This is a genomic window from Clostridium gallinarum, from assembly GCF_014836325.1.
Lineage (GTDB): Bacteria > Bacillota > Clostridia > Clostridiales > Clostridiaceae > Clostridium > Clostridium gallinarum.
In genome coordinates this window covers 32,412-57,569 of record NZ_JACSQZ010000003.1, presented here as the reverse complement: position 1 = coordinate 57,569, position 25,158 = coordinate 32,412, and the positions used below count along the sequence as shown (strand labels likewise).

Below are 25,158 nucleotides of genomic sequence, written 5' to 3'. Positions count from 1 at the left end.
TGTTTTTTACATATAATAAAACAATAGAAATATTGTAGGAGGATCCTTAATGTCTAAAAGAAAAAGAAGACGTAGAGAGGAAGCAAGAAGAAATGAAATAAATACTAATACTCCATTTGGAATTAATCCAGCTCAACTTATGGGATTACTAGGGAATAACATAGATTTCAATCAAATTGGAAATATGTTATCGTCTATGAAGACTGATGGATTAGATTTAAATAACTTTAATCTTAATAATGAGAATATTAGCCAAGGAAATAGAAAAGCATTTGATTCAACTCCACTTCAAGGGTTTATGAGTAGTTTGGGTTTGAATGATATTGGGAACAATAATAACTCTAATATGTTTAATAGTAATATCAATATACAAAGTGAAATAAATACAGAGAATGAGGATAATGAAATTAATGAAGAAAATATAAATAGCTCTCAAGAAGAATTTGATGAAAGAGAATTTAACGAAGAAGAATTTCTTGAGGAAGATGAGAACATACAAATGTTGATAGCAATAAAAAGTATTGTAGATTCTAAAAAAGCACTTTTTTTAGAAAGAGTTATAGAAGAATATAATAAGGGGAGTTTTAAATAATTAGATCAATGTATAAAAATAAAATAATAGATAATAATATAAATGTACCGGAGAGGTATTCTCCTATAGCAAACGTAGAGAAATCTTCGTTTAAGCTAAAACCCCCCCATCCCCCTTTTAGACCGCATTTATGCGGTCTTTCAATTTTGCATTTAAATAAAAAAGAGCTAAACATTATATTCCTTGTTCCGTCGCATACGCTCCAAGTCACCGTCATACAATGTTTAGCTCTTTGCAAACTGAAGGAAGGAAATTATTAAAACTCTAAATCTTACACTACGAATTTTACTACTCTCATAAAATTATCTACAATTTGTCCATAGATATAATTTCCTAAAAAATAAGCTAGAAATTTTATTTCTAGCTTATTAGTTATTTACAGTCCTTACATAGCCCGTAAAAGAATATTCTATTTGATAAAACCTTATAATCCGAGCATTCCTCAGCAGTGTGGTTAAGAGTAGAAAATGAAATATTCTCTAAATCAGAAACCTTGCTACAGTTTATACATTGAATATGAGCATGTTCATGTTGATTAGCATCATATCTAAAATTACCTTCTCCAACATTAATCTCTTGAACTAATCCAACTTCCACTAAAGTTTTTAAGGCTTTGTAGACTGTAGCTAAGCTCATAGTAGGATACTCAGGTTGAAGTGATTTATATATAATCTCTGCAGAAGGATGTTCATTTGTACTCATTAAATATTTGTAAACTGCTAATCTTTGAGGAGTAAGTTTTAATTTCTTTTCTCTGAAGATAGAAGTTATATTTTCCATAATACACCATCCTTTTCTATTGTTATAATAATTATATAATATATTATATTAAGTGTCAACATATGTTTATTAAAAATAAATATTAATAAATAATTAATATTCTTAAATTATTTATTATTTAATTTAATATTTTGAAAACTATTGAATAAATAAATAATATGTGATATTATTTATTTAGAAGTTGTTAATTAATTAACAAAGTTGCAAAATAAAAATAAAAATTTTGCATACTTATAATATCATAAATTTGAGTAATAATATATAATAAAGATAAATTGTTTATTTAAAAGGAGGAATTTATATGGGAAAATATAAAGTTGGAGATGAACTAATAGTAATTAGTGATCCTTCAGAGGAAAAAATAAAGTTAAGAGAGCTAACTAAGTTAGCTACAGATGGCGAATATGCTCAAATTTCTTGGGGATTAAAAATAGTAGATGTAGAATATGATAAACCTTATGTAACTTTAACATATAGAAATCTTGAAGGAGAACTTAATAAAGTTTTTGCAGAGTGCAGAGATATTAAAAACTTTGATCATGAGAAAGTTTTAGAAAAAGCTCTTCTTAAAGCATTTACAAATGAAATAATAAGTATATCAGTGGCTAAAAATAGTGGTCATTATAATAAATAAAAGAGGCTTGAAGCCTCTTTTATTTATTCTTTAGGAAAATAAGTCGATATTTGTCTTATGAAAACGATAGTATTATACTTTATTTTAACAAAAATATATAATATAATATAGGAAAGTTATGGTTTCGATTTAACTATTGGGGTATGGAGGGGAGTTTATGAGCAAATGTCCATTTTGGTCAAGCAGTAAAGATAGGGTTAATTGTTATAATGAATGCCCTATGCATAATAAAATTAATGAAAATGAGTTATGTCCTTTTAAAGAGTATCTAAATTCAAGTAAAACATCTATGGTAGGAAGTATGAGTGAAGAATTATTTTATTCTCAAGATAGATATTTAAATTATGAGGAAGAAGAGAAAGTAATTAATTATTAAATAAAAATATTATGTTATAGTAATTAAAAATATATTTAAATTGTTAAATATATATTATAAAAAAGAGGACTATTTAAAATAGCCCTCTTATTTTATACATTTATGAAGTAAGTCTTGCTTTAACTTCCATAAATTCTCTGTCAAATCTACATAATATGTATGTGGATTTTCAAATCTTAGAATTTCAGGCCACATCTTTGAACTTTCTTTTTGAGAAAATTCTTTAATTTCTAATACAGAAGGGCTCTCATAAACTTGTTTACCCTTATCAAAAATCTTAACCATTAATTCTTTAACATAGAAGTTAGTAACAACTTTTCTTTTCCAAGTTTCTATTGGATGGAAAATTTCAAGTGGTTTAGATTCATCTATAGTTTCATTATTTAAAGCAATAAGATCTGCTATAGCATTATGAGTTTCTTTATCATAAACTCTATAAATTTTCTTAAAGCCTGGATTTGTTATTTTTTCTGTATTTTCACTTATTTTAATCTTAGGAATTATAGTTTCATCATTTTCAACAGCTACAAGTTTATAAACTCCACCAAAAACAGGTTCTGATTTAGCTGTAATTAATCTTTCGCCAACACCAAATGAATCTACACAAGCACCTTGGTTTAAGACATCTCTTATAATATGTTCATCTAAAGAGTTAGAAACTATTATTTTACAATCAGAATATCCAGCAGCGTCTAATATCTTTCTACATTTTTTAGTTAAATAAGTTATATCGCCAGAATCTATTCTTATACCTGTAGGTCTTTTTCCTAGAGGCTTTAATATTTCATCAAAGACTTTTATTGCATTAGGTAGCCCAGATTTTAATACATTATAAGTATCTATAAGTAATGAACAATTATCTGGATAAACTTCTGCCCAAGCCTTAAAAGCTTCATATTCAGTATCAAATAATTGAACCCAACTATGAGCCATAGTTCCAACAGCAGGAACATTAAAGTATTTATCAGATATAGTACATGCTGTAGAATCACATCCACCAATTATAGCAGCTCTAGCGCCATATATTGCACCATCGTATCCTTGTGCTCTACGTGAACCAAACTCCATAACAGTTCTTCCATTTGCAGCTCTACATATTCTATTTGCTTTAGTAGCTATTAGAGTTTGATGATTTATTGTAAGTAAAATCATAGTTTCAATAAATTGAGCTTGAACAACAGGACCTCTAACTATTACAAGAGGTTGGTTAGGAAAAACAAAATTTCCTTCTGGTATTGCCCAAACATCACACTCAAATTTAAAGTTTTTCAAGTAATCTAAAAATTCTTCAGAGAATATATTTTTACTTCTTAAATATTCTATATCAGAACTAGTAAACTTTAGGTTGTTTAAATATTGTATTAATTGGTCAACACCAGCCATAATACAGTATCCACCACCATCAGGAACTCTTCTGAAATACATATCAAAATATGCTATTTTATTTTGAATTTCTTTATTGAAATATCCATTTGCCATAGTTAGCTCATAAAAGTCTACTAACATTGTAAGGTTACGTTCGTTAGTAACATCAAATCTAATTAAGTTTTCCATTTTTTTCTCCTTTTAATGAAATATTATTATAAAATAATAAAGGAATTAATTTATAAAATACATAATTATTGTATCTCTATAAATTAATTATTACAATATATATGTTTCAATTAATATATACAGTTAATTTAATGATGAGATTAAATTTTAATAAAAATATATAATATTTATTATAACTTATATACTCATTTATAAACAAATAGTCAATAATAAAAAATAAGGAGAAGATATGAAGATAAATTTAGATAAATATCAAAAGGAAGCAGTTTATATAAAGGAAAAAAATGTATTAGTTGTTGCTGCACCTGGCTCTGGAAAAACTACAGTTATAATAAATAGAGTAAATCATTTAGTAATGGATTTAAATATAAAGGTAGGTAACATAATAGTAATAACTTTTACAAGAGCAGCAGCAGATAATATGAGAAATAGATATAAGAATGTTTTTAATAGAGAGGTGGCACCATTCTTTGGAACTTTTCATGGTCTTTTTTATAAAATTCTTTTAAGAGAAGGTTATAAAATATCTATTATTGAAGGTGGTATATCTCACAGGATAATTAAAGGAGTTTTGGCTAAGTATTCAGATGAAGTTAATGAAGATAAGATAAAAGAAGTTCTTAATAATATATCTTTTTTTAAAACTTCATTAAAGGAAATAGATGAATTTAAGCCTACTTTGGCAAAGGATATTTTTATAGAAGCTCTTGAAAAATATGAAGAATATAAAAAGAAAAATGGACTTTGGGACTTTGATGATTTATCAATTAAGGTAATAACCCTATTTCAGGAAAACAAGAGTATATTAAATAAGTATTTAAATTTATTTAAGTATGTACTGGTAGATGAATTTCAAGATTGTGATGAGCTACAAATTACATTTCTTAAAATGCTAAATGAAAATAGTTCTTTATTTGCAGTAGGAGATGAGGATCAGTGCATTTATAGCTTTAGAGGCTCAAAACCAGAATATATGGTAACCTTCAATGAAATATTTAAAGAAGGAAAGAAGATTTATTTATCTATAAATTATAGAAGTAATGAAAATATAGTAGAAGCTTCTAAAGATGTTATAAAAAATAATATTAAAAGAAATTCTAAGAAGATACATTCAAATAAAACCTCTAATGGAATAATAAAATTTTCAAAACCCTATGATGAAAGGCTTCAAGGAGAAGAAATTGCAAATTGTATTGAAAAAAGCATAGATAATTTAACTGATAATGCTATCTTATATAGAACTAATATGGAAGCTAGAAGTATGATAGATACCTTTACTAGAAGGAAGATTCCTTTTGTATTACTAGATAAGGGATATAACTTTTTTGAACATTTTATTTGCAAGGATATGTTAGCTTATTTAAGTTTAGCTATTAATATAAAAGATAGAGAAAACTTTTTACATATTATAAATAGACCTTTTAGATATATAAGTAAAGGGAATTTAGAATATGTTAGAACATATAGAGAAGATAAGTGTCCATTTGAAATATTAATAGAGAAGAAAGATACACCACCATATCAAGCTAAAAAACTAGATGAGCTAAAGAAAGATATAATTCATTTAAATAAATTATCCTTATCATCAGCAATACAATATATTATAACTGAATTAGGATATATAGATTATTTAAAGGAGTATGCTGAAAGATATAATCAAAGTTTAGATGATCTTGAAGAGATATTAGAAGAATTTAAAAGTGCAGCTGATGGATTAAAAACTATTATAGAATTACTTTCTCATGTAGAAAAAGTAAAAGAAAGAATAGAAGACAGCAAAGAAGTAAAAGAAGGGGTAATTTTAAGTACAATTCATGGAGTTAAAGGAATGGAGTTTAAAAATGTATTTTTAATAAATGCAAATGAAGAAACTATTCCTCATAAATCCTCTATAGATGAAAATATAGAAGAAGAGAGAAGATTATTTTATGTGGGCATAACAAGAGCTATAAATAATTTATATATATTTTCGCCAAAGACTCAAAGAGGTAAGTTTAAAGAAACTTCTAGATTTGTAATTGAAGGTGGCTTTACAGAAATTGAAAGTAATGATGACTATGGAATAAAACAAGGAGATTATATTAATCATAAAGCTTATGGTAGGGGAAAGGTTATTGAGATAAATAAGGATGTAATAAAATTAGATTTTGGAGATAAGGTTAATAAAAGTTTTTCTCTTAAAGTATTAGTAGAAAATAATCTTATTACATTGATTTAACTAAGTGTTCACTAATATTAATTTAGGTTGTATAATCTTATTATGGCAATAAAAGGAGAAAATAAGTGATTTTATATAAAATACGAGGTGTATTATATGGATAATGTAAATTTAAAGGATATTAAATTTGCACTAGATGTAGGAACTAGATCCTTAATTGGAACAGTTGGTGTAGTTGAGGATAATAGTTTTAAAGTAATATGTGAAAAATATTTAGAGCATGAAGAAAGGGCTATGATAGATGGTCAAATTCATGATATAGATTTAGTTGCAAAAGGTGTAAAGGCTATTGTAGATGAAATAGAAAGTGAACTTAATATAAAGCTTACAGACGTTTCTATCGCAGCTGCAGGAAGATTTTTAAGAACGGTAAATTCTATAGGAAAAATTGATTTTAATATAGATTATGAAATAACTAAGGAAGATATAAAAAACTTAGAATTACTTTCTATTAAAGAAGCAGAGCGTGAAATAAATAAAACAACTAATGGAAGATTGTATTGTGTAGGATATTCAGTTAAAAGTTATTTCTTAAATGGATTTGTAATTTCAAATTTACTTGGTCATAAGGGGGAAGAAGCTAAGGTTGAGACTATAGCAACCTTCCTACCAAGGTCAGTAATAGACTCCTTATACTCAGTAATGAATAAGGTAGGACTTAGAGTAAATAATTTAACTTTAGAGCCAATAGCAGCTATTGAAGCTGTAGTGCCTAAAAAGTTAAGACTCTTAAATATAGCCTTAGTAGATATAGGTGCAGGAACTTCAGATATAGCTATAAGTTCTAAAGATAGTATATCATCCTATGGAATGGTACCACAGGCAGGGGATGAAGTTACTGAGGCTATTGCAGAGGAGTGTTTAGTAGACTTTAACACAGCAGAGTACATAAAGAGAAATTTAACTATAAAAGATGAAATAACATATACTGATATAATTGGACTTGAAAATACTGTAAAATCAGAAAATATATTAAAAGCAATTAAACCAGTAGTAAAAAAAATTGCAGAAGCTATAGGAAATAAAATTATTGAATTAAATGCTAATAAATCTCCAAGTGCGTTATTTTTAGTTGGAGGAGGAGCTCATACTCCAGGACTTATAAACGAATTAAGTGAAGTATTAAATATACCAATACAAAGAATAGCAATTAAAGATAGAAAAGCTATAGAAAATTGTATAAGTGACAATAAGCTTGGTTCAGCAGGGGTAACTGTTTTAGGTATAGCGTTAATATCTATAAAGAATGGCACTAATGATTTTATAGAAGTAAATTTAAACGAAAGTCCTGTTACAATGTTTAATTCACATAATCATAGTGTTATGGATGTTGTAATTCAAGCTGGAATTAATCCTAATATGCTTATAGCGAAAAATGGGAAAAATCTAAGATATACATTAAATGGAATTAAAAGAATAGCTTTTGGTGAAAGAGGAAGAAGTCCTATCATAAAAGTGAATGAAAATGTGGAAAGTTTAGACAAAATTATAAAAGCTGGGGATAATATAGAAATAGAATATGCTGTATGTGGTAGAGATGCGACACCTAAAGTAATGGACGAAATAAGAGAATTTAATAGTGTAAGCATATATATAAATAATGAGCTTATTAACCTAGAACCTATAATTTTAGTAAATAATAATAGAGAAAATTTAGATTATCTTATAAAAGAAAATGATGATATTAATATAGTTTTTCCTGAAACTATTGGAGATATAAAAAAATATATATTAAATAAAGACATATATATTAAAAAAGATGATATTGATATTAATGATAATTATATAGTACAAGAAGGAGATAAATTAACAACTTATAATAAAATAAAAGAAGAAGTTTATGAGAAAGAAATTATTAATAAAACTTCAGAAATAACAGTTATATTTAATAATAATAAAATTAATATGCAAGGACAAAAAGATTACATATTAGTAGATATTTTTAATTATGCTAATTTTGATTTAACTAAAGCAAAAGGAGTAATAAACCTATTATTAAATGGAGAAAAAGCAGGATATACAGAAAAACTAAAAGATGGGGATAATATAGAAGTTTTCTGGTCTTAAATATATGGATAGGACATATTTGTGTAATTTAAAAATATAGTATTAACAAAATGAAAAAGAAAGTAATTTGGAACAAATTACATCCATAATTACGCATTATCAATTATCCATTTTTAATTAAATATGGGGGTGGGTTTATGAATTTTAAAGAAGAAGCAATAAGCATAAAAGATGAATTAGTTAGCATAAGAAGAAGATTACATGAGCATCCAGAGCTTGGGATGGAAGAGTATGAAACATCCAAGTTTATAAAAGAATTTTTAAAAAATGAAGGCATAGAATTTACTGAAGTTGCTAAAACAGGAGTTTGTGGAATAATAAGAGGAACTAAGGGCGATAATTTAGATAAAACTATAGCTCTAAGAGGAGATATAGATGGATTACCTATTTTAGATAAAAAGAACTGTTATTATTCATCTAAGATAGAAGATAAAATGCATGCTTGTGGTCATGATGGACATACTACAATTTTACTAGGAGCAGCTAAGATATTAAATAAGAATAAACACTTATTTAGTGGTAATGTAAAGTTATTATTTGAACCAGCAGAAGAAACTGTAGGTGGAGCTAGATTTATGATTAAAGAAGGGGTTTTAGAAAATCCTAGAGTTGATTGTGTTTGTGGTCTCCATGTGGAAGAAACCTTAGAATGTGGAACAATAATGATTAAAGAAGGAGTAGTAAATGCAGCATCAGATCAATTTACTATAAAAATTAATGGATCAGGAGGTCATGGGGCATATCCCCATACAACAGTAGATCCAATAGTAATAGCAAGTCATATAGTTTTAGCATTACAAACTATAGTTAGTAGAGAAATAAATACATCTAACCCAGCTGTTATAACTGTTGGAAGTATTCATGGAGGAACAGCTCAAAATATAATTCCAGCCGAAGTAACAATAAGCGGTATAATTAGAACTATGAGCAAGGGAGATAGAGGATTTGCAAAAGAAAGATTAATAGAAATAGTTGAGGGAATATGTAAATCATCAAGAGCTACTGCAGATATAAAAATAGAAGAATCTTATCCAAATCTTTATAATGATGAAGAAATGGTAAGTCTATTTAAAAATAGTGCTGAAAAGATTTTAGGAAAAGATAATATTTTAGTTCAAAAGCATCCTAAAATGGGAGTAGAAAGCTTTGCTTACTTTGCAAATGAAAGACCAGCAGTTTTTTATTTCCTAGGGTCAGGCAACAAAGAAAAAAACATTATTTATCCAGCACATAGTAGTTTATTTGATATAGATGAAGAATGCCTACCACTTGGAGTAGCTATGCAATGCCAAATGGCAGTGGAATATTTGACAAGAAGGTAAAATAATATTAATCTAATACAATGAATAAGTAAAAATATAAATATTTTTACAATGAAAAATTAAAAATGAAGAATGAAGAATTAAGGAAAAAATCCTTTGGATTTTGAAATATAAGTGCTTCGCACATTTAATATAAGTTTTGCTGTGCAAAACCTCCTAAATTTTACATTTTTAATTTTTCATTCTTAACTTATAAGGAGTGATACTATTGAAAATAGAAATAGGAACAAATGAAGCGGGTCAAAGACTGGATAAGTTTTTGAGAAAATTATTAAAGGATGTACCTTTAAGTAAAATATTTAAAGCCTTAAGAAAAGGTGATGTTAGGGTTAATGGAAAGAAGCAAAAGGAAAATTACACACTTCAAGTTGAGGATGTAGTTGAAATTAAATATATACAAAGTACTAAGGAAAAGCCTGAGGAAAAGTTTATTAAGGTAAATGCTAGTGGAATGAAAATAACATATGAGGATTCTAATATATTAATAGTTGAAAAATGGCCTAATATTTTAGTTCATCCAGATGAAAAAGGTAAGGAGCCTAGCTTAACAGATTATGTATTATCTTATTTAAATGCAAAGGGTGATTATATACCTGAAAATGAATTAACATTTACTCCAGCACCATGTAATAGATTAGATAGAAACACTTCTGGTATAGTTATATTTGGTAAGAACTTTGAATCATTAAGAACTGTAAATGAATTAATAAGAGAAGGTAATGTTGAAAAGTATTATAATGCTTTAGTTAAGGGAAAAATTAAGGATGGATTATATAAAGGATACATACTTAAGAATGAAGATGCTAATATTTCTAAAATATATGAAGAAGAAGTTCCAAATTCTAAGGAAATAGCTATGGAAGTTAAGACTTTAAAAACTAATGGGGCTTATTCATTCCTAGAAATAGATTTAATAACAGGAAGAAGTCATCAAATAAGAGCTCATTTATCTCATTTAGGAACTCCTATTATTGGAGATAATAAGTATGGAGATAGAAAATTAAATTCATTCTTTGCAAATAAGTTTGGCTTAGATTGTCAATTCTTATATGCATATAAACTGATTTTTAGAGATACAAAGGATAAATTAAATTATTTAAATAATAAAACAATAACAGAAAGTTTACCACCAGTATTTAAAAAGATTAAAAATGATGTATTTAAGTTTAAAATATAGTAAAAGGTGATTAATATGGAACAAAAATCAGCCGGACGTGGTTTTTTAATATTATCAATAGCAGGTATTGCTGGTAAGTTATTATCAGCAATATATGTTCCTTTATTAACAGCAGTTCTAGGGGAAGAAGGCTATGGAATATATGTAGCAGGCTATGATATATTTGTATTTCTAATTGCAGTAACTAGTTTAGGAGCTCAACCAGCAGTAACTAAGGTTGTTACTGAACTTAGGGCTGTAGGAAATCATAAAGATGCTTTAAGAGCAATGAAGCTTGCAATTAAATATTTAGCGATTATAAGTATAGTTATTGCAGGAATATTTATGGCATTAGCATTTCCTATATCTAAACTGATTTATAGAGAAAGATCAGCATTGACATTTATGTTCTTAGGACCTGCAATAATTTTTGCTGCTATCTTAGCTGGATTTAGAGGATATATGCAGGGGATTGAAGAAATGGAATCTCTAGCAATATCTCAAATTATTGAGCAATTAATAAATGTTGTGCTTAGTATTATTTTTGCAGCTTTATTAATAAAGATTACAAGCAGCTTAGAATGGGGAAGTGCAGGGGGAACTGTAGGAACTTCTCTTGGTGCAGTTGTTGCAATCATGTATATTATTTATATTTATAATAAAAATGATTTTAGAGAAGAGGCAGAAATAAACCACGATCCAAGTAGAAAAAAAGTTTCTGATAAGAGAATAGTTAAAAAACTATTTAAGTATGCTATTCCAATAACATTAGTTGCAGCTGTTCAAAATTTTGCAGGAGTTATAGATAGTATAACCTTAGCAAGAAGTTTAACTTCAGCTGGTTTTGATAAAGCTAAAATAGATAGCTTAACATCAGTTTTATCCTATTATAAAACACTTATTTATGTACCGCTTGCTATAGTAACAGCTCTTGGAACATCTATATTTCCAAAGATAATACAAGCGTTTGTGTGTAAGGATAGAAAAGAATTAAAGAAGCAAACTAGTTATTCCTTTAGAATGATGTATATAATAGTTATGCCAGCTACCTTTGGATTAGCAATATTAAGTAAGGAAATATATACTTTCTTATTTCCTTCTAATTCAGGATATACGTTACTTATGTATGGTTCGGCATTATTAATATTTATGTCAATAACAACAATACAAAATGTTATATTACAAGGAATTAATAAATTATACTTAATTATAGTATCAGCTAGTATTGGATTATTTGCAAAAATAATTATAAACATAGTTTTAGTTGCAATTCCAAGTGTTAACATAATGGGAGCAGTAGTTGCAACTTTTGTATCATTTATTATACCTACTGTAATAAATCATAGAAAAATAAAAGAATTCTTTAAAGTAAATATTCCTATAGTAAAACAAGCTATTATACCAACTATTTGTTCAATATTAATGGCAATCGGAATATTAATTGCAAAATTCCCTATAACTAAAGTTTCAGATGCATTAGGTGGAGGAAGAATAGTAAGTGCAATTATAACATTAATATTAATTGCTATAGGTGGAACTATTTATCTTTATACTATGATATATTTAGGTGGAATAAAAAGAAAAGACTTAGATTTAATATCACCAACACTATTTAAATTCTTACCAAGAAGATTAAGAAAAAAACTGATATAGATAATGCATAATTGATAATAATCGATTAAAGATAAAATAATAAGGAGGTAGCGTTTAGCTACCTCCTTCATTCAGTTTGTAAAGAGATAAACATTGTATGACTGCGACTTGGAGCGCATGCGACGGAGTAAGGAATATAATGTTTATCTCTTTTTTAGTCTTCTTCAATTCCAAAGAAGTTTAGTATTGTAAATATTGAGAAAGTTATTGCTATAATAATTATATTTTTTAGAATAAGAAAATTATTTAATATATTAGCTGTTAAGGTTCTTAGAATAATAAAAGTTAGGATTCCTAGTAAAGTAAAAATAATTATATTACTAATTGATAAGTTTAAGTATATGTGTTTTTGTACTTCTCTAAGATTTATAAATAAGCTTATACTTGAAGTTATAAATAATGTTATACCATATCCAAGTATATTTACGCCTGGAATGCCAATGAATATAAAAAGACAAACAAGTTCAATAGCAGATATTATTAAAGAATTTCTAAGTATTATACCTTGTCTGTTTAATCCATTTAAAATTCCAAACATAGTGCTAGCAGTAAAGAAAATTGGAGCACTTAGAGATGCTACTTTTATATAGATTCCTAAATCATCTCTTTTGAAAAACATTTGTCCAAGGGAGGTTGGTACTAGGTTACATATAACTGTAGTAGCAAGTCCAAGTAAAAATGCAATTTTCATAACTTTTTTTATTCTTATAGAAGCATTATAGTAGTCCCTTCGACTTATAGTTTCCGAAAGGTCTGGAACTATTAAAGAGTTAATAGACATAACAACTATCATTGGAAATGTGACTATAGTTAATGCCATACCTGTAAACTTTCCTATCATGCCTAAAGCTGCAGTTGCATCAAATCCAGCTGCTACTAATCGTCTTGGAACTAGAAGTGTGGATGCAGTTCCAAATAAATTTCCTAAAAATCCATTTATACATAAAGGTAATGCAATAACTAAAACATTAAATAATAATTGTGAAGCTCTTTCAGGTTTATCTAAAGACGGTGGAGATTTCCTTTTTATATTTTTGTAATATATCAAAAGTAAAATTAAACTTTGTAGTTCACCAATAGCTAAAGATAAATAAGCTAAAGTTACAAGGGTAGTAATAGAAGTAGAGTTAAATATAAAAATAAGTAATGTTATAGTAATTATACGCATAGCCTTTTCTAAAATATCAATAAATGAAGGTACTACTATTTTTGTTACACCATAAAAATACCCTTTTAAAATGTTTGATAAAGCTATAAAGACCATTGCTGGACAAGTTATTCTAATAGCATTTACAGTTCTCATATCATGAATTCCATATTTACTTATGTAAGGAGCTAAAAAAAACACAATTACTCCGATAAGTACAGCCCATATTACATTAAAGCTTGCAACACATTTAATAGTTTTACTTATATTATTATATTGTCCCTTTGACTTATAGATAGCTGAAACCTGAGATATAGCAGCTATTATTCCAGCTGTCATAAGACAAATAAAAAGATTATAAATAGGCATTACGAGTCCATAAAGCCCAAGACCAACAGGACCTATAAGATCTGCTAAATAAATTGAAAAAATAAATCCTAAAACTCCTGTTGTAACATTAGATGCAGTTAGAAGCATAGAATTTTTTAAAAAACTATCTTCTTTCAAATTTTTCACCCCCAATCAATACAGTTATATCTATTCTTAAATCAATATAAATATGAATATGTAAAAAATTTTAAATATAATATGGAATTTATTAATATTTTTTACTAAGTATAAATATAAATATAATGTAACTTATGTAATATGGAGGTAAGGTGAGATGGGAAAAACAATAGTTTTAAATTTATCAGATGTAAAGCTACAGGGAAATATATTAGATATTGGAGAAAGCTTTGGTGTTATTTACAATATATCAAAGGAAGTAATGAATGAAGTATCTGTAGATTATGTATATGCTGAAGAAAATAATAATCTTATAAAAAAGGAATATAATATTTGTACTATGTTTTTTTGTTTAAGTAGGTTTTGGAATGCTTCAACTAGATTAAAGTTGATTGAAGAAGTAAGCAAATATATAGAATCTGGTGGAGAATTATTTATATGGGATATAAATAAAGAAATAAAGGATATGGTTAATAATAAAATAATAACAATTTTACCCTCAGGAAAATTAAGAGAATTCGAATTTAAGAATTTAAATCCATTAATAAAATCTAATATAGAAGAAAATAAAAAACTCCTTGAAAAATATTATAAAATAGAAGAAACTAAACTATGGGAGGATATTCATTTTATAAGAGCTAGTAAAATATAAGTTTTAAGTTGAAGGGAGAAAAATACGTATGAAAATTTTACTTACAGCTATAAATTCTAAGTTTGTACACAGTAATTTGGCTGTTAGATATTTAAAAGCATTTACAAAAGATATGAATTATGATTGTAAAATTAGGGAGTTTTCTATAAATGATAGAGAAGAGAAGATTTTAGAAGAAATAATTTTAGAAAAGCCTGATGTTGTGGCATTTTCCACTTATATATGGAATATAGAAATGATAAATCGTTTATCAAATTTAATAAAGTTAGTAGATGAAAATATTGAAATACTTTATGGTGGACCAGAAGTATCCTATGATAGTCAAAATATACTTAAAGAGCTTAATGGGGAGTATATTATTGAAGGTGAGGGTGAAAAAACATATAGAGAATTTGTAGAATATAAATTAGGTGAAAGAGATATAAATACTATAAGAGGATTATACTATAAAAAGGATAATGAAATTTTATTTAATGGTAAAAGACCTTTAATGAACATGAATGAAATAGTTTTTCCTTATGAAGAAGATGAAAATTTAGATAATAAGATAGTATATTATGAGGCATCTAGAGGTTGTCCGTTTAATTGTAAATATTGTTTATCATCTACGGTTCATGGAGTTAGATTTCTAGATGCAGAAAGAGTAAAGAAGGAATTAAAATATTTTATAGATAAGGAAGTTAGACTTGTAAAGTTTGTAGATAGAACATTTAACTGTAATCATAAGTTTACAATGGCTATATGGGAGTTTTTAATTAATCAAGATACTAAAACACAATTCCATTTTGAAATATCTGCCGATATATTGAAAAAGGCAGAATTAGAGCTACTAAGAAAGGCTCCTAAGGATAGATTCCAGTTTGAGGTTGGAGTTCAAACTACTAATGATGATGTATTAAATAGAATAAATAGATTTGTTAATTTTAGTGATATTAAGGAAAAGGTTGATGAACTTCTTCAAATAAGAAATATAAAACAGCATTTAGATCTTATTGCAGGTCTTCCAGGAGAGGATTATGAATCTTTCAAAAAATCTTTTAATGATGTTTATAGTATAAGTCCAGAAGAAATACAATTAGGTTTTTTAAAACTATTAAGAGGTTCTTCTATGAGAGAAGAAGCAGAAGATTATGGAATGAAGTATTCACCATATCCACCTTATGAAATATTAAAAACAAAGGATATAAGCTATTATGAACTCTTAAAGCTTAAAAAAGTTGAGGAGATGGTTGATAAATACTATAACTCACAAAAATTTAATAACATAATAAAATATTTAGTAAAGAAATTTGAAACTCCATTTGATTTCTATTATGAGCTTGGAATGTACTTTGAGAAAAAGGGGTATTTCAATAGAAATATAGGAAATAGTGAATATTATAGAGTATTTTTAGATTTTAATATGGAGATATTAAAAGAAGATAATCATATATTAAAAGAGTTTTTAAGATTTGATTACTTAAGTTTTAATAAAAAAAGAGGAATTCCAGAATTTATAAAGAAAAGTATAGATAAAGAACTAGAAGAAAAAATAAAAGAGAAGTTAAGAGTTAAATATTCTTTTAAAGATTATTATTTGGAATCATTTGATATTAATATTAATAAATTTAAAGAAGATTCGATAATAGTTAAAGAAAAGGATTATTATTTATTTGGTTATGGAGGTGATATAATAAATATAACTGATGAGATAAATGAAGATTAAGGAAATAAAAGTTAACAATTCTCTGAAGAAAACATTTACAATTCTAGGAAAACTAATATGGTTTTTCTAGAATAAAGATAAAGATGTTGAAAAAAACAGGAAAAAGTGTATAATAAATAATAGTAAAGAGTAATCAATACTATATAAAGTATTAATTTCTATATTATCAAAAAGATAAAGGTGGTGAGATTTTGGCATTAGAAGCAATAAATGATATAAAAAAAGCTGAGAATAAGGCAGAAGAGCTAATTCAAGAAGCTACAATTAAGTCTAAAGAAATAATTAACAGCGCAAGGATCCAAGCAGAAGAAGAATATAATAAAATAATAGAAAGCGCGAACTTAAGAAAAGATCAAATTTTTAAGAAATCAGAAGAAGAAGGAAGATTAGAGTCAACACCTATATTAGAAAATGGTGAAAAAGAAGTACAAAAAATCAAAAATGTTTCTGATGATAAGAAAAATAATGCTATTAATTTAATCGTTGAGAGGATAGTGAAGATTCATGGCAATAGTTAAGATGAATAAGTTCACTTTACTTACCTTTGAATCTAAGAAGAAAAAACTCTTAAAAGAAATGCAAGGATTATCTAATGTTGAGTTTATTAACTTGCAAGATGAAGATTTTCTTGAAAAATATGAAGAGTTAAAAGAGTTATCTAGGGATAATGATGATAACGAAGCTTCAAGTTATGAGGAAGATCTTGCAAAGACAAAGTTTGGAGTTGATTTTTTAAGTAAATACGTTCCTAAAAAGTCTACACTAAAAGCTTTAAAGGAAGAAAAAATGACTTTAACTTTGGATGAATTAGAAAACTATGTTAAATCCTCTAATTGGTTAGATAGTTATGAAAAAGCAAAAAAAAGAGATGAAGAGTTAGCTAAATTAGATTCGCAAGTTACAAAGTTACAATCTGAAATAGAAACCTTAATTCCATGGGAAAGTTTAGATGTAGCATTTGGTGAACTTAAAACTTTAAAAGATACTACTTATTATTTAGGAACTATAGCTAAGTCATATGAAGAAACATTACTTCAAGAATTAAACAATGCATATATTGAAATTATTTCAAGAAGTAATAATGATATTAATTTATTGATTTTAGCAAATAAGGAGTATGAAGAAAATATTTCAGAATTTTTAAGAAGTATTGGATTTAGTTCTTTTAAAACAGAATATGAGGGTGAACCTTTAAAATTAGTTTTAGATTTTAAACATCAAATAGAAGAAATTCAATCAAAGAAGTTCTTTGTACAAGAAGAAATTTCAGATCTTGAAGAAGATTTGAAAAAATTACAACTTGCATATGATTATTTTGCAAGTAAGGTTGAGAGAAGTAAAGTTTCTAAGAACTTTTTAAGAACTAAAAATATTTGTGCAATTCAAGGATGGATAGCAGAAGAAGAAAGCGAAAGCTTAAGAGCTGTATGTAATGATACACTAGGTAATGATTATTATATAGAGTTTGAAGATGTTAAAGAAGATGAGGTTGATAATGTACCTATTAAGCTAAAAAATGGAGAGCTTGTATCTGCTTTTGAAAGTGTTACAGGTATGTATAGTTATCCTAAATATAATGAAATAGACCCAACTCCACTCCTTGCACCATTTTATTTAATATTCTTTGGAATGATGGTTGCAGATGCTGGATATGGATTATTAGTATTAATAGGATCACTAATAGCACTTAAATACTTTAAATTAAGTGATGGAATGAAAGATTTTGCAAGATTTTTCTTTTATTTAAGTTTTCCAACAATATTCTTTGGAGCAATATATGGATCATTCTTTGGAGATGTAATAACTTTACCAACTCAAATAATAGATACTAATAAGAATGTTATGACTATAGTTTATTTATCTTTAGGACTTGGAGTTATTCAAATATTCTTTGGATTATTTATAAAAGTATATAGTTTAGTAAGAATAGGAAAGGTTAAGGATGCTCTATTAGATGCAGGTTCTTGGATAATAACTTTATTATCTATAGGTGGTTTAGCAACTGCTAAGTTATTGAAATTACCAAATATAGTTGGAAATATTTTTATAGTTACAATGGTTATTGGTATGATACTAATAGTTATTGGTGGAGGAAGAGAAGAAAAATCCTTTGGAGCTAAGGCTGGTCAAGGTTTATACTCTCTATATGGTATAACAGGCTATGTAGGAGATTTAGTATCTTATACAAGACTTATGGCTTTAGGACTTGCAGGTGGATCTATTGCAGGGGCATTAAATTTATTAATACACACATTACCAGGAGTTGCTGCAATAGTAATAGGACCAATATTATTTGTATTGTTCCACATATTTAATTTAGGATTATCTTTACTTGGAGCATATGTTCATACAGCAAGACTTCAATATGTTGAATATTTCTCTAAGTTTTATGATGGCGGAGGAAGACCGTTTAAGGCATTTAAAGGATCAGAAAAATATATAAGGATCAAAAGAAATTAGGAGGAATTATAAAATGGAAATGACATGGATTCAATTTTTTATAGAAAATAATGGAGGAATGATTTTAGCTGCAATGGGAATTGCATTAGCTGTTGGTTTATCAGGTATCGGATCTGCTAAAGGTGTTGGTATAGTGGGTGAAGCAGCTACAGGATTAGTTACTGAAGAGCCAGAAAAGTTTGGTAAGGCACTTGTACTTCAATTATTACCAGGTACTCAAGGTTTATATGGTTTCGTTATAGGTTTCTTAATATTCACTAAGATATCAGCTGGTATGCCTTTTGAACAAGGTTTATATTTATTAGGAGCAGGTCTACCAATAGCATTTGCAGGTCTTTGGTCAGGTATAGCTCAAGGTAAAGTTGCTGCAGCAGGTATTCAAATATTAGCTAAAAACCCAGAACATAATACTAAGGGTATAATTTTAGCAGCAATGGTTGAAACATATGCATTATTAGGTTTCGTTATTTCATTTATGTTAGTAAACAAAGGATTCTAGGATTGGAGAGAATAGGCGATGGCAAATATTAATAATCTAACTTCTAAAATCCTTAAGGATTCGGAAGAAAGAAAGGAAAGCATTCTAGCTTCTGCAGAAGAGGAAAAGAATAAGATTCTTTCAAAAAAAGTAGCTAAAGCCAAGGAACTAGAAACAGAAATAATAAAAAAGGCTGAGGTTGAAGCTAAGAATAGAAAAGAAAGAATTATATCATCTGCTTCTTTAAAAGTTAGAAATGATAAGTTGGCTGCAAAGCAAGAAGTTATAAAGGAAGTATTTGATAAGAGTATAGATGTGTTATCTTCTATTTCAGGAGATGATTTTCTAAGATTTGTAAAAAATACAATCCTTTCTTTAGGAAATATAGGAGAGCAAAATCTTATATTAAATAAAGATGGAATGGAATTAGTTGATCTTACTTTTATATATGATTTAAATCAATCCTTAGGAGATAAGGGAAATATAAAGTTAAGTTCTAATATCGGAAATTTTAAGGGTGGTTTTATCCTTGAAAGAAATGGTATAGAAATAAATAACACATATGAGGCTTTAGTAAGTTCATTAAAGGATGAATTGGAGTTTGAAGTGGCAAATGTGCTATTTAATTAAGGAGGGTAAGAGATGGATGTAATGAAATTTACCCAGGCGGTATCAAGAATATGGGTTTTAGAAACTAAACTTCTTGATAAACCGAAAGTTGAAAGAATGATTGAAGCTCCATCTGCTAGTGAAGTTCTTAGAATATTAAATGAAACTGAGTATGCTAATGTTTCATCTAATATAAAAAGACCAGAGGATTATGAAGAAATATTAACAGCTGAATTAAAAAGAGTGTATGATTTAGTTTATGAAATAAGCCCTGTAAAAGAAGTAGTTAAGATTATGAGTTTAAAATACGATTATCATAATGTTAAAGTTCTTTTAAAGGCTAAAGTATTAGGTAAGGATTTTTCTTCAATGCTTATAAAACTTGGAAATATAGATTTACAAGAAATTAAGCGTAAGATAGATGGAGATAATTTAAAAAGCTTAAATGGAACCATTGGAAAAGGAGTTCAAGAAGCTATGAAGGTCTTTGAAGAAACTAAAGACCCTCAAAAGATAGATATAATAATAGATAAATATATGTACAAAGAATTAGTAGAAATAAAAAATTCTTTAAATTATAAATTTATAGATAATTTAGTTAAAGCTATGATAGATTCTACTAATATAAGAACTTTACTTAGAATTAAAAAACAAAATAAGGGAAGAGATTTTGCTAGCGAAGTAATAGTAGAAGGTGGAGCAATAGATAGTAGTAAATTAGTATCTCTATTGAATGAATCACCAGAAAATATAATGGCTAAGTTACAAAGTACAATTTATTCTGATTTAGTTAAAGAAGGATTTGAAGGTTATATCCAAACTGAATCAGCAAGTCTTCTAGAAAAGTTAAGTGATAATTATATTATGGACTTAATGAAGGATTCTAAGTTAGTTACTTTTGGACCAGAAAAAATATTATCTTATATTTATGCGAAGGAAACTGAAATAAAAATTATAAGAATTATAATGGTTGGCAAGCTTAATAATATTGCTGAAGAAGTAATAAGGGAAAGGCTGCGTGATATATATGCATAAGAAAATAGGTGTTGTTGGTGATAAAGATTCAATTTTAGCATTTAAGGCTTTAGGAATAGATGTATTTCCAGTAGTTGAAGCTGATGAAGCAAGAAGAGCAGTTGATAATTGTGCAAGAAATAATTATGCAGTAATATTTGTAACTGAACAAATAGCTAAAGATATAGAAGAAACTATAGCTCGTTATAATGAACAATTACTTCCAGCGGTAATATTAATTCCAAGCAATCAAGGTTCATTAAATATTGGACTTAAGAAAATTAGTGATAGTGTGGAAAAAGCTGTTGGCGTTAATATTTTATAGGAAGGTAGGTTAGTAAGTTGAAAACCGGAAAGATAATTAAGGTTGCAGGTCCCTTAGTAGTAGCTGAAGGGATGGAAGATGCAAATATATTCGACATGGTTAAAGTTGGTGAAAAAGGCCTTATCGGTGAAATAATTGAAATGAGAGCTGATAAAGCATCTATCCAAGTTTACGAAGAAACTACAGGTATTGGACCAGGAGACCCAGTTGTTACAACTGGAGAACCATTAAGTATAGAATTAGGACCAGGTCTTATTGAATCAATGTTCGATGGAATCCAAAGACCACTTGATGCTTTTGCAAAGGCAGCAAACTCACCATTCTTAACAAAAGGTGTTGCTGTTAAGTCTTTAAATAGAGAAAAGCTTTGGAAGTTCGTTCCTACAGCTAAAGTTGGAGATGTAGTAGAATCTGGAGATGTTATTGGAACAGTTCAAGAAACTACAGTAGTACTTCATAAAATAATGGTACCTTATGGTGTTAAGGGTACTATAAAAGAAATAAAAGAAGGAGATTTCACTATAGTTGATACTGTATGCATAGTAGAAACTGAAAAAGGTGATAAGGAATTAACTTTAATGCAAAAATGGCCTGCAAGAAAAGGTAGACCATATGCAAGAAAATTAAAACCTGATGCTCCAATGACTACAGGTCAAAGAGTTATAGATACATTTTTCCCAGTTGCTAAAGGTGGTGCAGCTGCAGTTCCAGGTCCTTTCGGAGCAGGAAAAACAGTAGTACAACACCAAGTAGCTAAATGGGGAGATACTGAAATAGTTGTTTATGTTGGATGTGGAGAGCGTGGAAACGAAATGACAGACGTTCTTAATGAGTTCCCAGAACTTAAAGATCCAAAGACTGGTGAAAGCTTAATGAAGAGAACAGTACTTATTGCTAATACTTCAAATATGCCAGTTGCAGCTAGAGAAGCTTGTATTTACACAGGTATAACTATTGCAGAATATTTTAGAGATATGGGATATTCAGTTTCAATTATGGCTGATTCAACATCAAGATGGGCAGAAGCTTTAAGAGAAATGTCTGGTAGACTTGAAGAAATGCCAGGAGATGAAGGTTATCCAGCTTACCTTGGATCAAGGCTTGCTGATTATTATGAAAGAGCTGGTAAGGTAATTTGCTTAGGTAAAGATGGAAGAGAAGGAGCTGTAACAGCTATAGGAGCAGTTTCACCTCCAGGAGGAGACCTTTCAGAGCCAGTTACTCAAGCAACTCTTAGAATAGTTAAGGTATTCTGGGGATTAGATGCTCAGTTAGCTTATAAGAGACACTTCCCATCAATAAACTGGTTAAATTCTTATTCATTATATGCAGATACAATAGATGAATGGATGAATGGAGAAGTTGCATCAGATTGGTCATCATTAAGACAAGAAGCTATGACATTATTACAAGAAGAGTCAGGACTTCAAGAAATAGTAAGCCTTGTTGGTATAGATGCTTTATCAGAAAATGATAGATTAAAACTAGAAGTATCTAAGTCAATTAGAGAAGACTATCTTCAACAAAATGCATTCCATGAAGTGGATACATATGCATCATTAGATAAACAATATAAGATGCTAAAGTTAATACTTCTATTTAAAAAGGAAGCAGAAAGAGCTTTAAAAGCAGGTGTGTATTTAAATAAAATCTTAGGATTAAGTGAAATTAGAGATAAAATTGCAAGAAGTAAATATATTGCAGAAGATAATTTAGATAAAATGAATGAAATTGAAATGGAATTAAAATCTGCTATAGATACATTAATCAACGAAGAAGGAGGGGTTCTAGATGCTTAGAGAATATAAGACAGTAACAGAAGTTGTAGGACCTTTAATGGTAGTTGAAGGTGTTGAAGGCGTTAAATATGATGAATTAGTTGAAGTAGAACTTCAAACTGGTGAAATTAGAAGAGGTAAAGTTCTTGAAATTAATGGAACTAGAGCTATGGTTCAACTTTTCGAAGGTTCATCAGGAATTAATTTAAAAGGAACAAAGGCAAAATTCTTAGGAAGACCTCTTGAACTAGGTGTTTCAGAAGATATGCTTGGAAGAATATTTGATGGTATGGGACACCCTATAGATAACGGTCCTAATATAATACCAGAAAAAAGAGTAGATATAAATGGAGAAGCTATAAATCCAGTTTCTAGAGATTATCCATCAGAATTTATACAAACAGGTATATCTGCTATAGATGGACTTAATACTTTAGTTAGAGGACAAAAGTTACCTGTTTTCTCAGGATCAGGACTTCCTCATGCACAATTAGCTGCTCAAATTGCAAGACAAGCGAGAGTTTTAAATTCTGATGCTAACTTTGCAGTTGTATTTGCTGCTATAGGTATTACTTTCGAAGAATCTCAATTCTTCGTAGATGAATTTAATAAAACTGGTGCTATAGATAATTCAGTATTATTTATGAACCTTGCATCAGACCCAGCAATAGAAAGAATAGCTACTCCTAGAATGGCTCTTACTACAGCAGAATTTTTAGCTTATGAAAAAGGAATGCATGTACTTGTTATTATGACAGATATAACAAATTATGCAGAAGCTTTAAGAGAAGTTTCTGCAGCTAGAAAAGAAGTTCCAGGAAGAAGAGGATATCCGGGATATTTATATACTGACCTTTCAACTTTATATGAAAGAGCAGGAAGACTTAGAGGAAGAGAAGGATCTATTACTCAAATTCCGATACTTACAATGCCTGAAGATGATAAGACACATCCAATTCCAGACTTAACTGGATACATTACAGAAGGTCAAATTATCCTTTCTAGAGAATTATATAAGAAGGGAATTATGCCTCCAATAGATGTTCTTCCATCATTATCAAGACTTAAAGATAAAGGTATTGGAAGAAATAAGACAAGAGAAGATCATGCTGATACAATGAACCAATTATTCTCAGCTTATGCACAAGGTAAGCAAGCAAAGGAATTATCAGCTATCTTAGGTGAATCTGCATTATCAGATACTGATAAGCAATATGCAAAATTTGCAGAAGCTTTTGAAGAACAATATGTATCTCAAGGTTTCACTGCTAATAGAAGCATAGAAGAAACATTAGAATTAGGATGGAAGCTTTTAAAGATACTACCAAGAACAGAGCTTAAGAGAATTAGAGATGAGTATCTTGAAAAGTATATGCCAAAGGGAGATGAAGAATAGCCATGGCAAGATTAAATGTCAATCCTACTAGAATGGAGATGTCTAAGCTTAAGAAAAGATTAGTTACAGCTACAAGAGGACATAAACTTTTAAAGGATAAGCAAGATGAGCTTATGAGGCAATTCGTTAATCTTGTCAAATATAATAATGAATTAAGAAAATCTGTAGAAGCAGAGCTTCAAGGATCACTTAAGGACTTTGTTATGGCTAGAGCTGTTATGAGCTCAGAATTTTTAGAGGAAGCAGTAGCTTATCCAAAAGAAAGTATATCTGTTGAAGTAGGAACTAAAAATATAATGAGTGTTAATGTTCCAACCATGGATTTTCATAGACAGCTTGAAGGTGATGAAGGAAGTATATTTCCATATGGTTTTGCAAGTACATCATCTGAATTAGATGATTCTATAGATAAGCTTTATAGTATATTACCTAAGCTATTAGAACTTGCAGAAGTTGAAAAATCAACTCAGCTTATGGCAGATGAAATAGAAAAAACAAGAAGAAGAGTTAATGCTTTAGAGTATATGACTATTCCTTCATTACAAGAAACTATTAAGTATATTAGAATGAAGCTTGATGAAAATGAAAGAGGAGCTTTAACTAGACTTATGAAAGTTAAAGATATGATACAAGCAAAGAACTAAAACAAATCCCCTATTTTAGGGGATTTATTTTTTAGAAAATTATAATAAACTCAAATATGTAGACAGATTTATGATAGTAGTAAAATTCATA

General features: G+C 28.2%; 22 protein-coding genes. 19 read left to right on the top strand and 3 right to left on the bottom strand.

Annotated elements, in window-relative coordinates:
- The first annotated feature begins 49 nt into the window (after positions 1-49).
- The gene (locus H9660_RS01345) at positions 50-592 is read left to right on the top strand and encodes a hypothetical protein (RefSeq protein ID WP_191747777.1); all 543 of its coding nucleotides are present in this window, start codon (positions 50-52) and stop codon (positions 590-592) included.
- A gap of 372 nt (positions 593-964) precedes the next feature.
- On the opposite strand, the gene perR is transcribed toward H9660_RS01345, so the two are convergent.
- Positions 965-1,372, bottom strand: coding sequence for a transcriptional regulator PerR (perR, locus tag H9660_RS01340; protein WP_191747774.1), 408 nt, complete (start codon positions 1,370-1,372; stop codon positions 965-967).
- Positions 1,373-1,673: 301 nt separating this feature from the next.
- Between perR and H9660_RS01335 the strand changes: the two genes are divergently transcribed.
- Positions 1,674-2,006 carry a hypothetical protein gene (locus tag H9660_RS01335; protein WP_191747772.1) on the top strand — a complete coding sequence of 111 codons (333 nt, stop codon included), beginning with the start codon at positions 1,674-1,676 and terminating at the stop codon, positions 2,004-2,006.
- A gap of 157 nt (positions 2,007-2,163) precedes the next feature.
- On the top strand, positions 2,164-2,382 hold the full coding sequence (locus H9660_RS01330) for a hypothetical protein (protein ID WP_191747770.1): 219 nt from the start codon (positions 2,164-2,166) through the stop codon (positions 2,380-2,382).
- Positions 2,383-2,469: 87 nt separating this feature from the next.
- Here H9660_RS01330 and H9660_RS01325 read toward each other — a convergent pair whose 3' ends face one another.
- A complete protein-coding gene (locus H9660_RS01325; protein ID WP_191747768.1) occupies positions 2,470-3,936 on the bottom strand; it encodes a nicotinate phosphoribosyltransferase in 1,467 nt (488 codons plus the stop codon).
- 229 nt (positions 3,937-4,165) lie between these two features.
- On the opposite strand from H9660_RS01325, the gene H9660_RS01320 reads away from it, so the two are divergent.
- The 5 genes from H9660_RS01320 to H9660_RS01300 all read left to right on the top strand — a co-directional run bounded on the left by H9660_RS01320 (position 4,166) and on the right by H9660_RS01300 (position 12,352).
- Positions 4,166-6,154 (top strand): ATP-dependent helicase, encoded by a 1,989-nt coding sequence (locus tag H9660_RS01320; RefSeq protein ID WP_191747766.1) that lies wholly within the window; start codon positions 4,166-4,168, stop codon positions 6,152-6,154.
- 96 nt (positions 6,155-6,250) lie between these two features.
- On the top strand, positions 6,251-8,221 hold the full coding sequence (locus tag H9660_RS01315; protein ID WP_191747764.1) for a cell division protein FtsA: 1,971 nt from the start codon (positions 6,251-6,253) through the stop codon (positions 8,219-8,221).
- 137 nt (positions 8,222-8,358) lie between these two features.
- A complete protein-coding gene (locus H9660_RS01310) occupies positions 8,359-9,543 on the top strand; it encodes a M20 metallopeptidase family protein (RefSeq protein ID WP_191747762.1) in 1,185 nt (394 codons plus the stop codon).
- Positions 9,544-9,751: 208 nt separating this feature from the next.
- On the top strand, positions 9,752-10,720 hold the full coding sequence (locus tag H9660_RS01305) for an RluA family pseudouridine synthase (RefSeq protein WP_191747760.1): 969 nt from the start codon (positions 9,752-9,754) through the stop codon (positions 10,718-10,720).
- A 15-nt stretch (positions 10,721-10,735) separates the two neighbouring features.
- Entirely contained in the window at positions 10,736-12,352 is a 1,617-nt protein-coding gene (locus tag H9660_RS01300; protein ID WP_191747757.1) for a putative polysaccharide biosynthesis protein, read from the top strand.
- Positions 12,353-12,506: 154 nt separating this feature from the next.
- Here H9660_RS01300 and spoVB read toward each other — a convergent pair whose 3' ends face one another.
- Complete coding sequence (gene spoVB / locus H9660_RS01295) at positions 12,507-14,006, bottom strand: stage V sporulation protein B (protein ID WP_191747755.1); 1,500 nt, start codon at positions 14,004-14,006, stop codon at positions 12,507-12,509.
- A gap of 157 nt (positions 14,007-14,163) precedes the next feature.
- On the opposite strand from spoVB, the gene H9660_RS01290 reads away from it, so the two are divergent.
- The 11 genes from H9660_RS01290 to H9660_RS01240 all read left to right on the top strand — a co-directional run bounded on the left by H9660_RS01290 (position 14,164) and on the right by H9660_RS01240 (position 25,067).
- Positions 14,164-14,658, top strand: coding sequence for a hypothetical protein (locus tag H9660_RS01290; protein WP_191747753.1), 495 nt, complete (start codon positions 14,164-14,166; stop codon positions 14,656-14,658).
- Positions 14,659-14,686: 28 nt separating this feature from the next.
- Positions 14,687-16,363 carry a B12-binding domain-containing radical SAM protein gene (locus H9660_RS01285; protein WP_191747751.1) on the top strand — a complete coding sequence of 559 codons (1,677 nt, stop codon included), beginning with the start codon at positions 14,687-14,689 and terminating at the stop codon, positions 16,361-16,363.
- A 191-nt stretch (positions 16,364-16,554) separates the two neighbouring features.
- Positions 16,555-16,881 carry an ATPase gene (locus H9660_RS01280; RefSeq protein WP_191747749.1) on the top strand — a complete coding sequence of 109 codons (327 nt, stop codon included), beginning with the start codon at positions 16,555-16,557 and terminating at the stop codon, positions 16,879-16,881.
- A complete protein-coding gene (locus H9660_RS01275; RefSeq protein ID WP_191747747.1) occupies positions 16,868-18,823 on the top strand; it encodes a V-type ATP synthase subunit I in 1,956 nt (651 codons plus the stop codon). Before H9660_RS01280 ends, H9660_RS01275 begins: the two co-directional genes overlap by 14 nt.
- Before the next feature lie 13 nt (positions 18,824-18,836).
- Complete coding sequence (locus tag H9660_RS01270) at positions 18,837-19,322, top strand: V-type ATP synthase subunit K (RefSeq protein WP_191747745.1); 486 nt, start codon at positions 18,837-18,839, stop codon at positions 19,320-19,322.
- A gap of 18 nt (positions 19,323-19,340) precedes the next feature.
- Positions 19,341-19,931, top strand: coding sequence for a V-type ATP synthase subunit E (locus H9660_RS01265; protein ID WP_191747743.1), 591 nt, complete (start codon positions 19,341-19,343; stop codon positions 19,929-19,931).
- A gap of 12 nt (positions 19,932-19,943) precedes the next feature.
- Entirely contained in the window at positions 19,944-20,945 is a 1,002-nt protein-coding gene (locus H9660_RS01260) for a V-type ATP synthase subunit C (RefSeq protein ID WP_191747741.1), read from the top strand.
- Positions 20,938-21,249, top strand: a complete 312-nt coding sequence (locus H9660_RS01255) for a V-type ATP synthase subunit F (RefSeq protein ID WP_191747739.1) — start codon at positions 20,938-20,940, stop codon at positions 21,247-21,249. Before H9660_RS01260 ends, H9660_RS01255 begins: the two co-directional genes overlap by 8 nt.
- 17 nt (positions 21,250-21,266) lie before the next feature.
- The gene (locus H9660_RS01250) at positions 21,267-23,048 is read left to right on the top strand and encodes a V-type ATP synthase subunit A (protein WP_191747737.1); all 1,782 of its coding nucleotides are present in this window, start codon (positions 21,267-21,269) and stop codon (positions 23,046-23,048) included.
- Positions 23,041-24,423 (top strand): V-type ATP synthase subunit B, encoded by a 1,383-nt coding sequence (locus H9660_RS01245; RefSeq protein WP_191747736.1) that lies wholly within the window; start codon positions 23,041-23,043, stop codon positions 24,421-24,423. Before H9660_RS01250 ends, H9660_RS01245 begins: the two co-directional genes overlap by 8 nt.
- Positions 24,424-24,425: 2 nt before the next feature.
- A complete protein-coding gene (locus tag H9660_RS01240; RefSeq protein WP_191747734.1) occupies positions 24,426-25,067 on the top strand; it encodes a V-type ATP synthase subunit D in 642 nt (213 codons plus the stop codon).
- Positions 25,068-25,158: the final 91 nt, after the last annotated feature.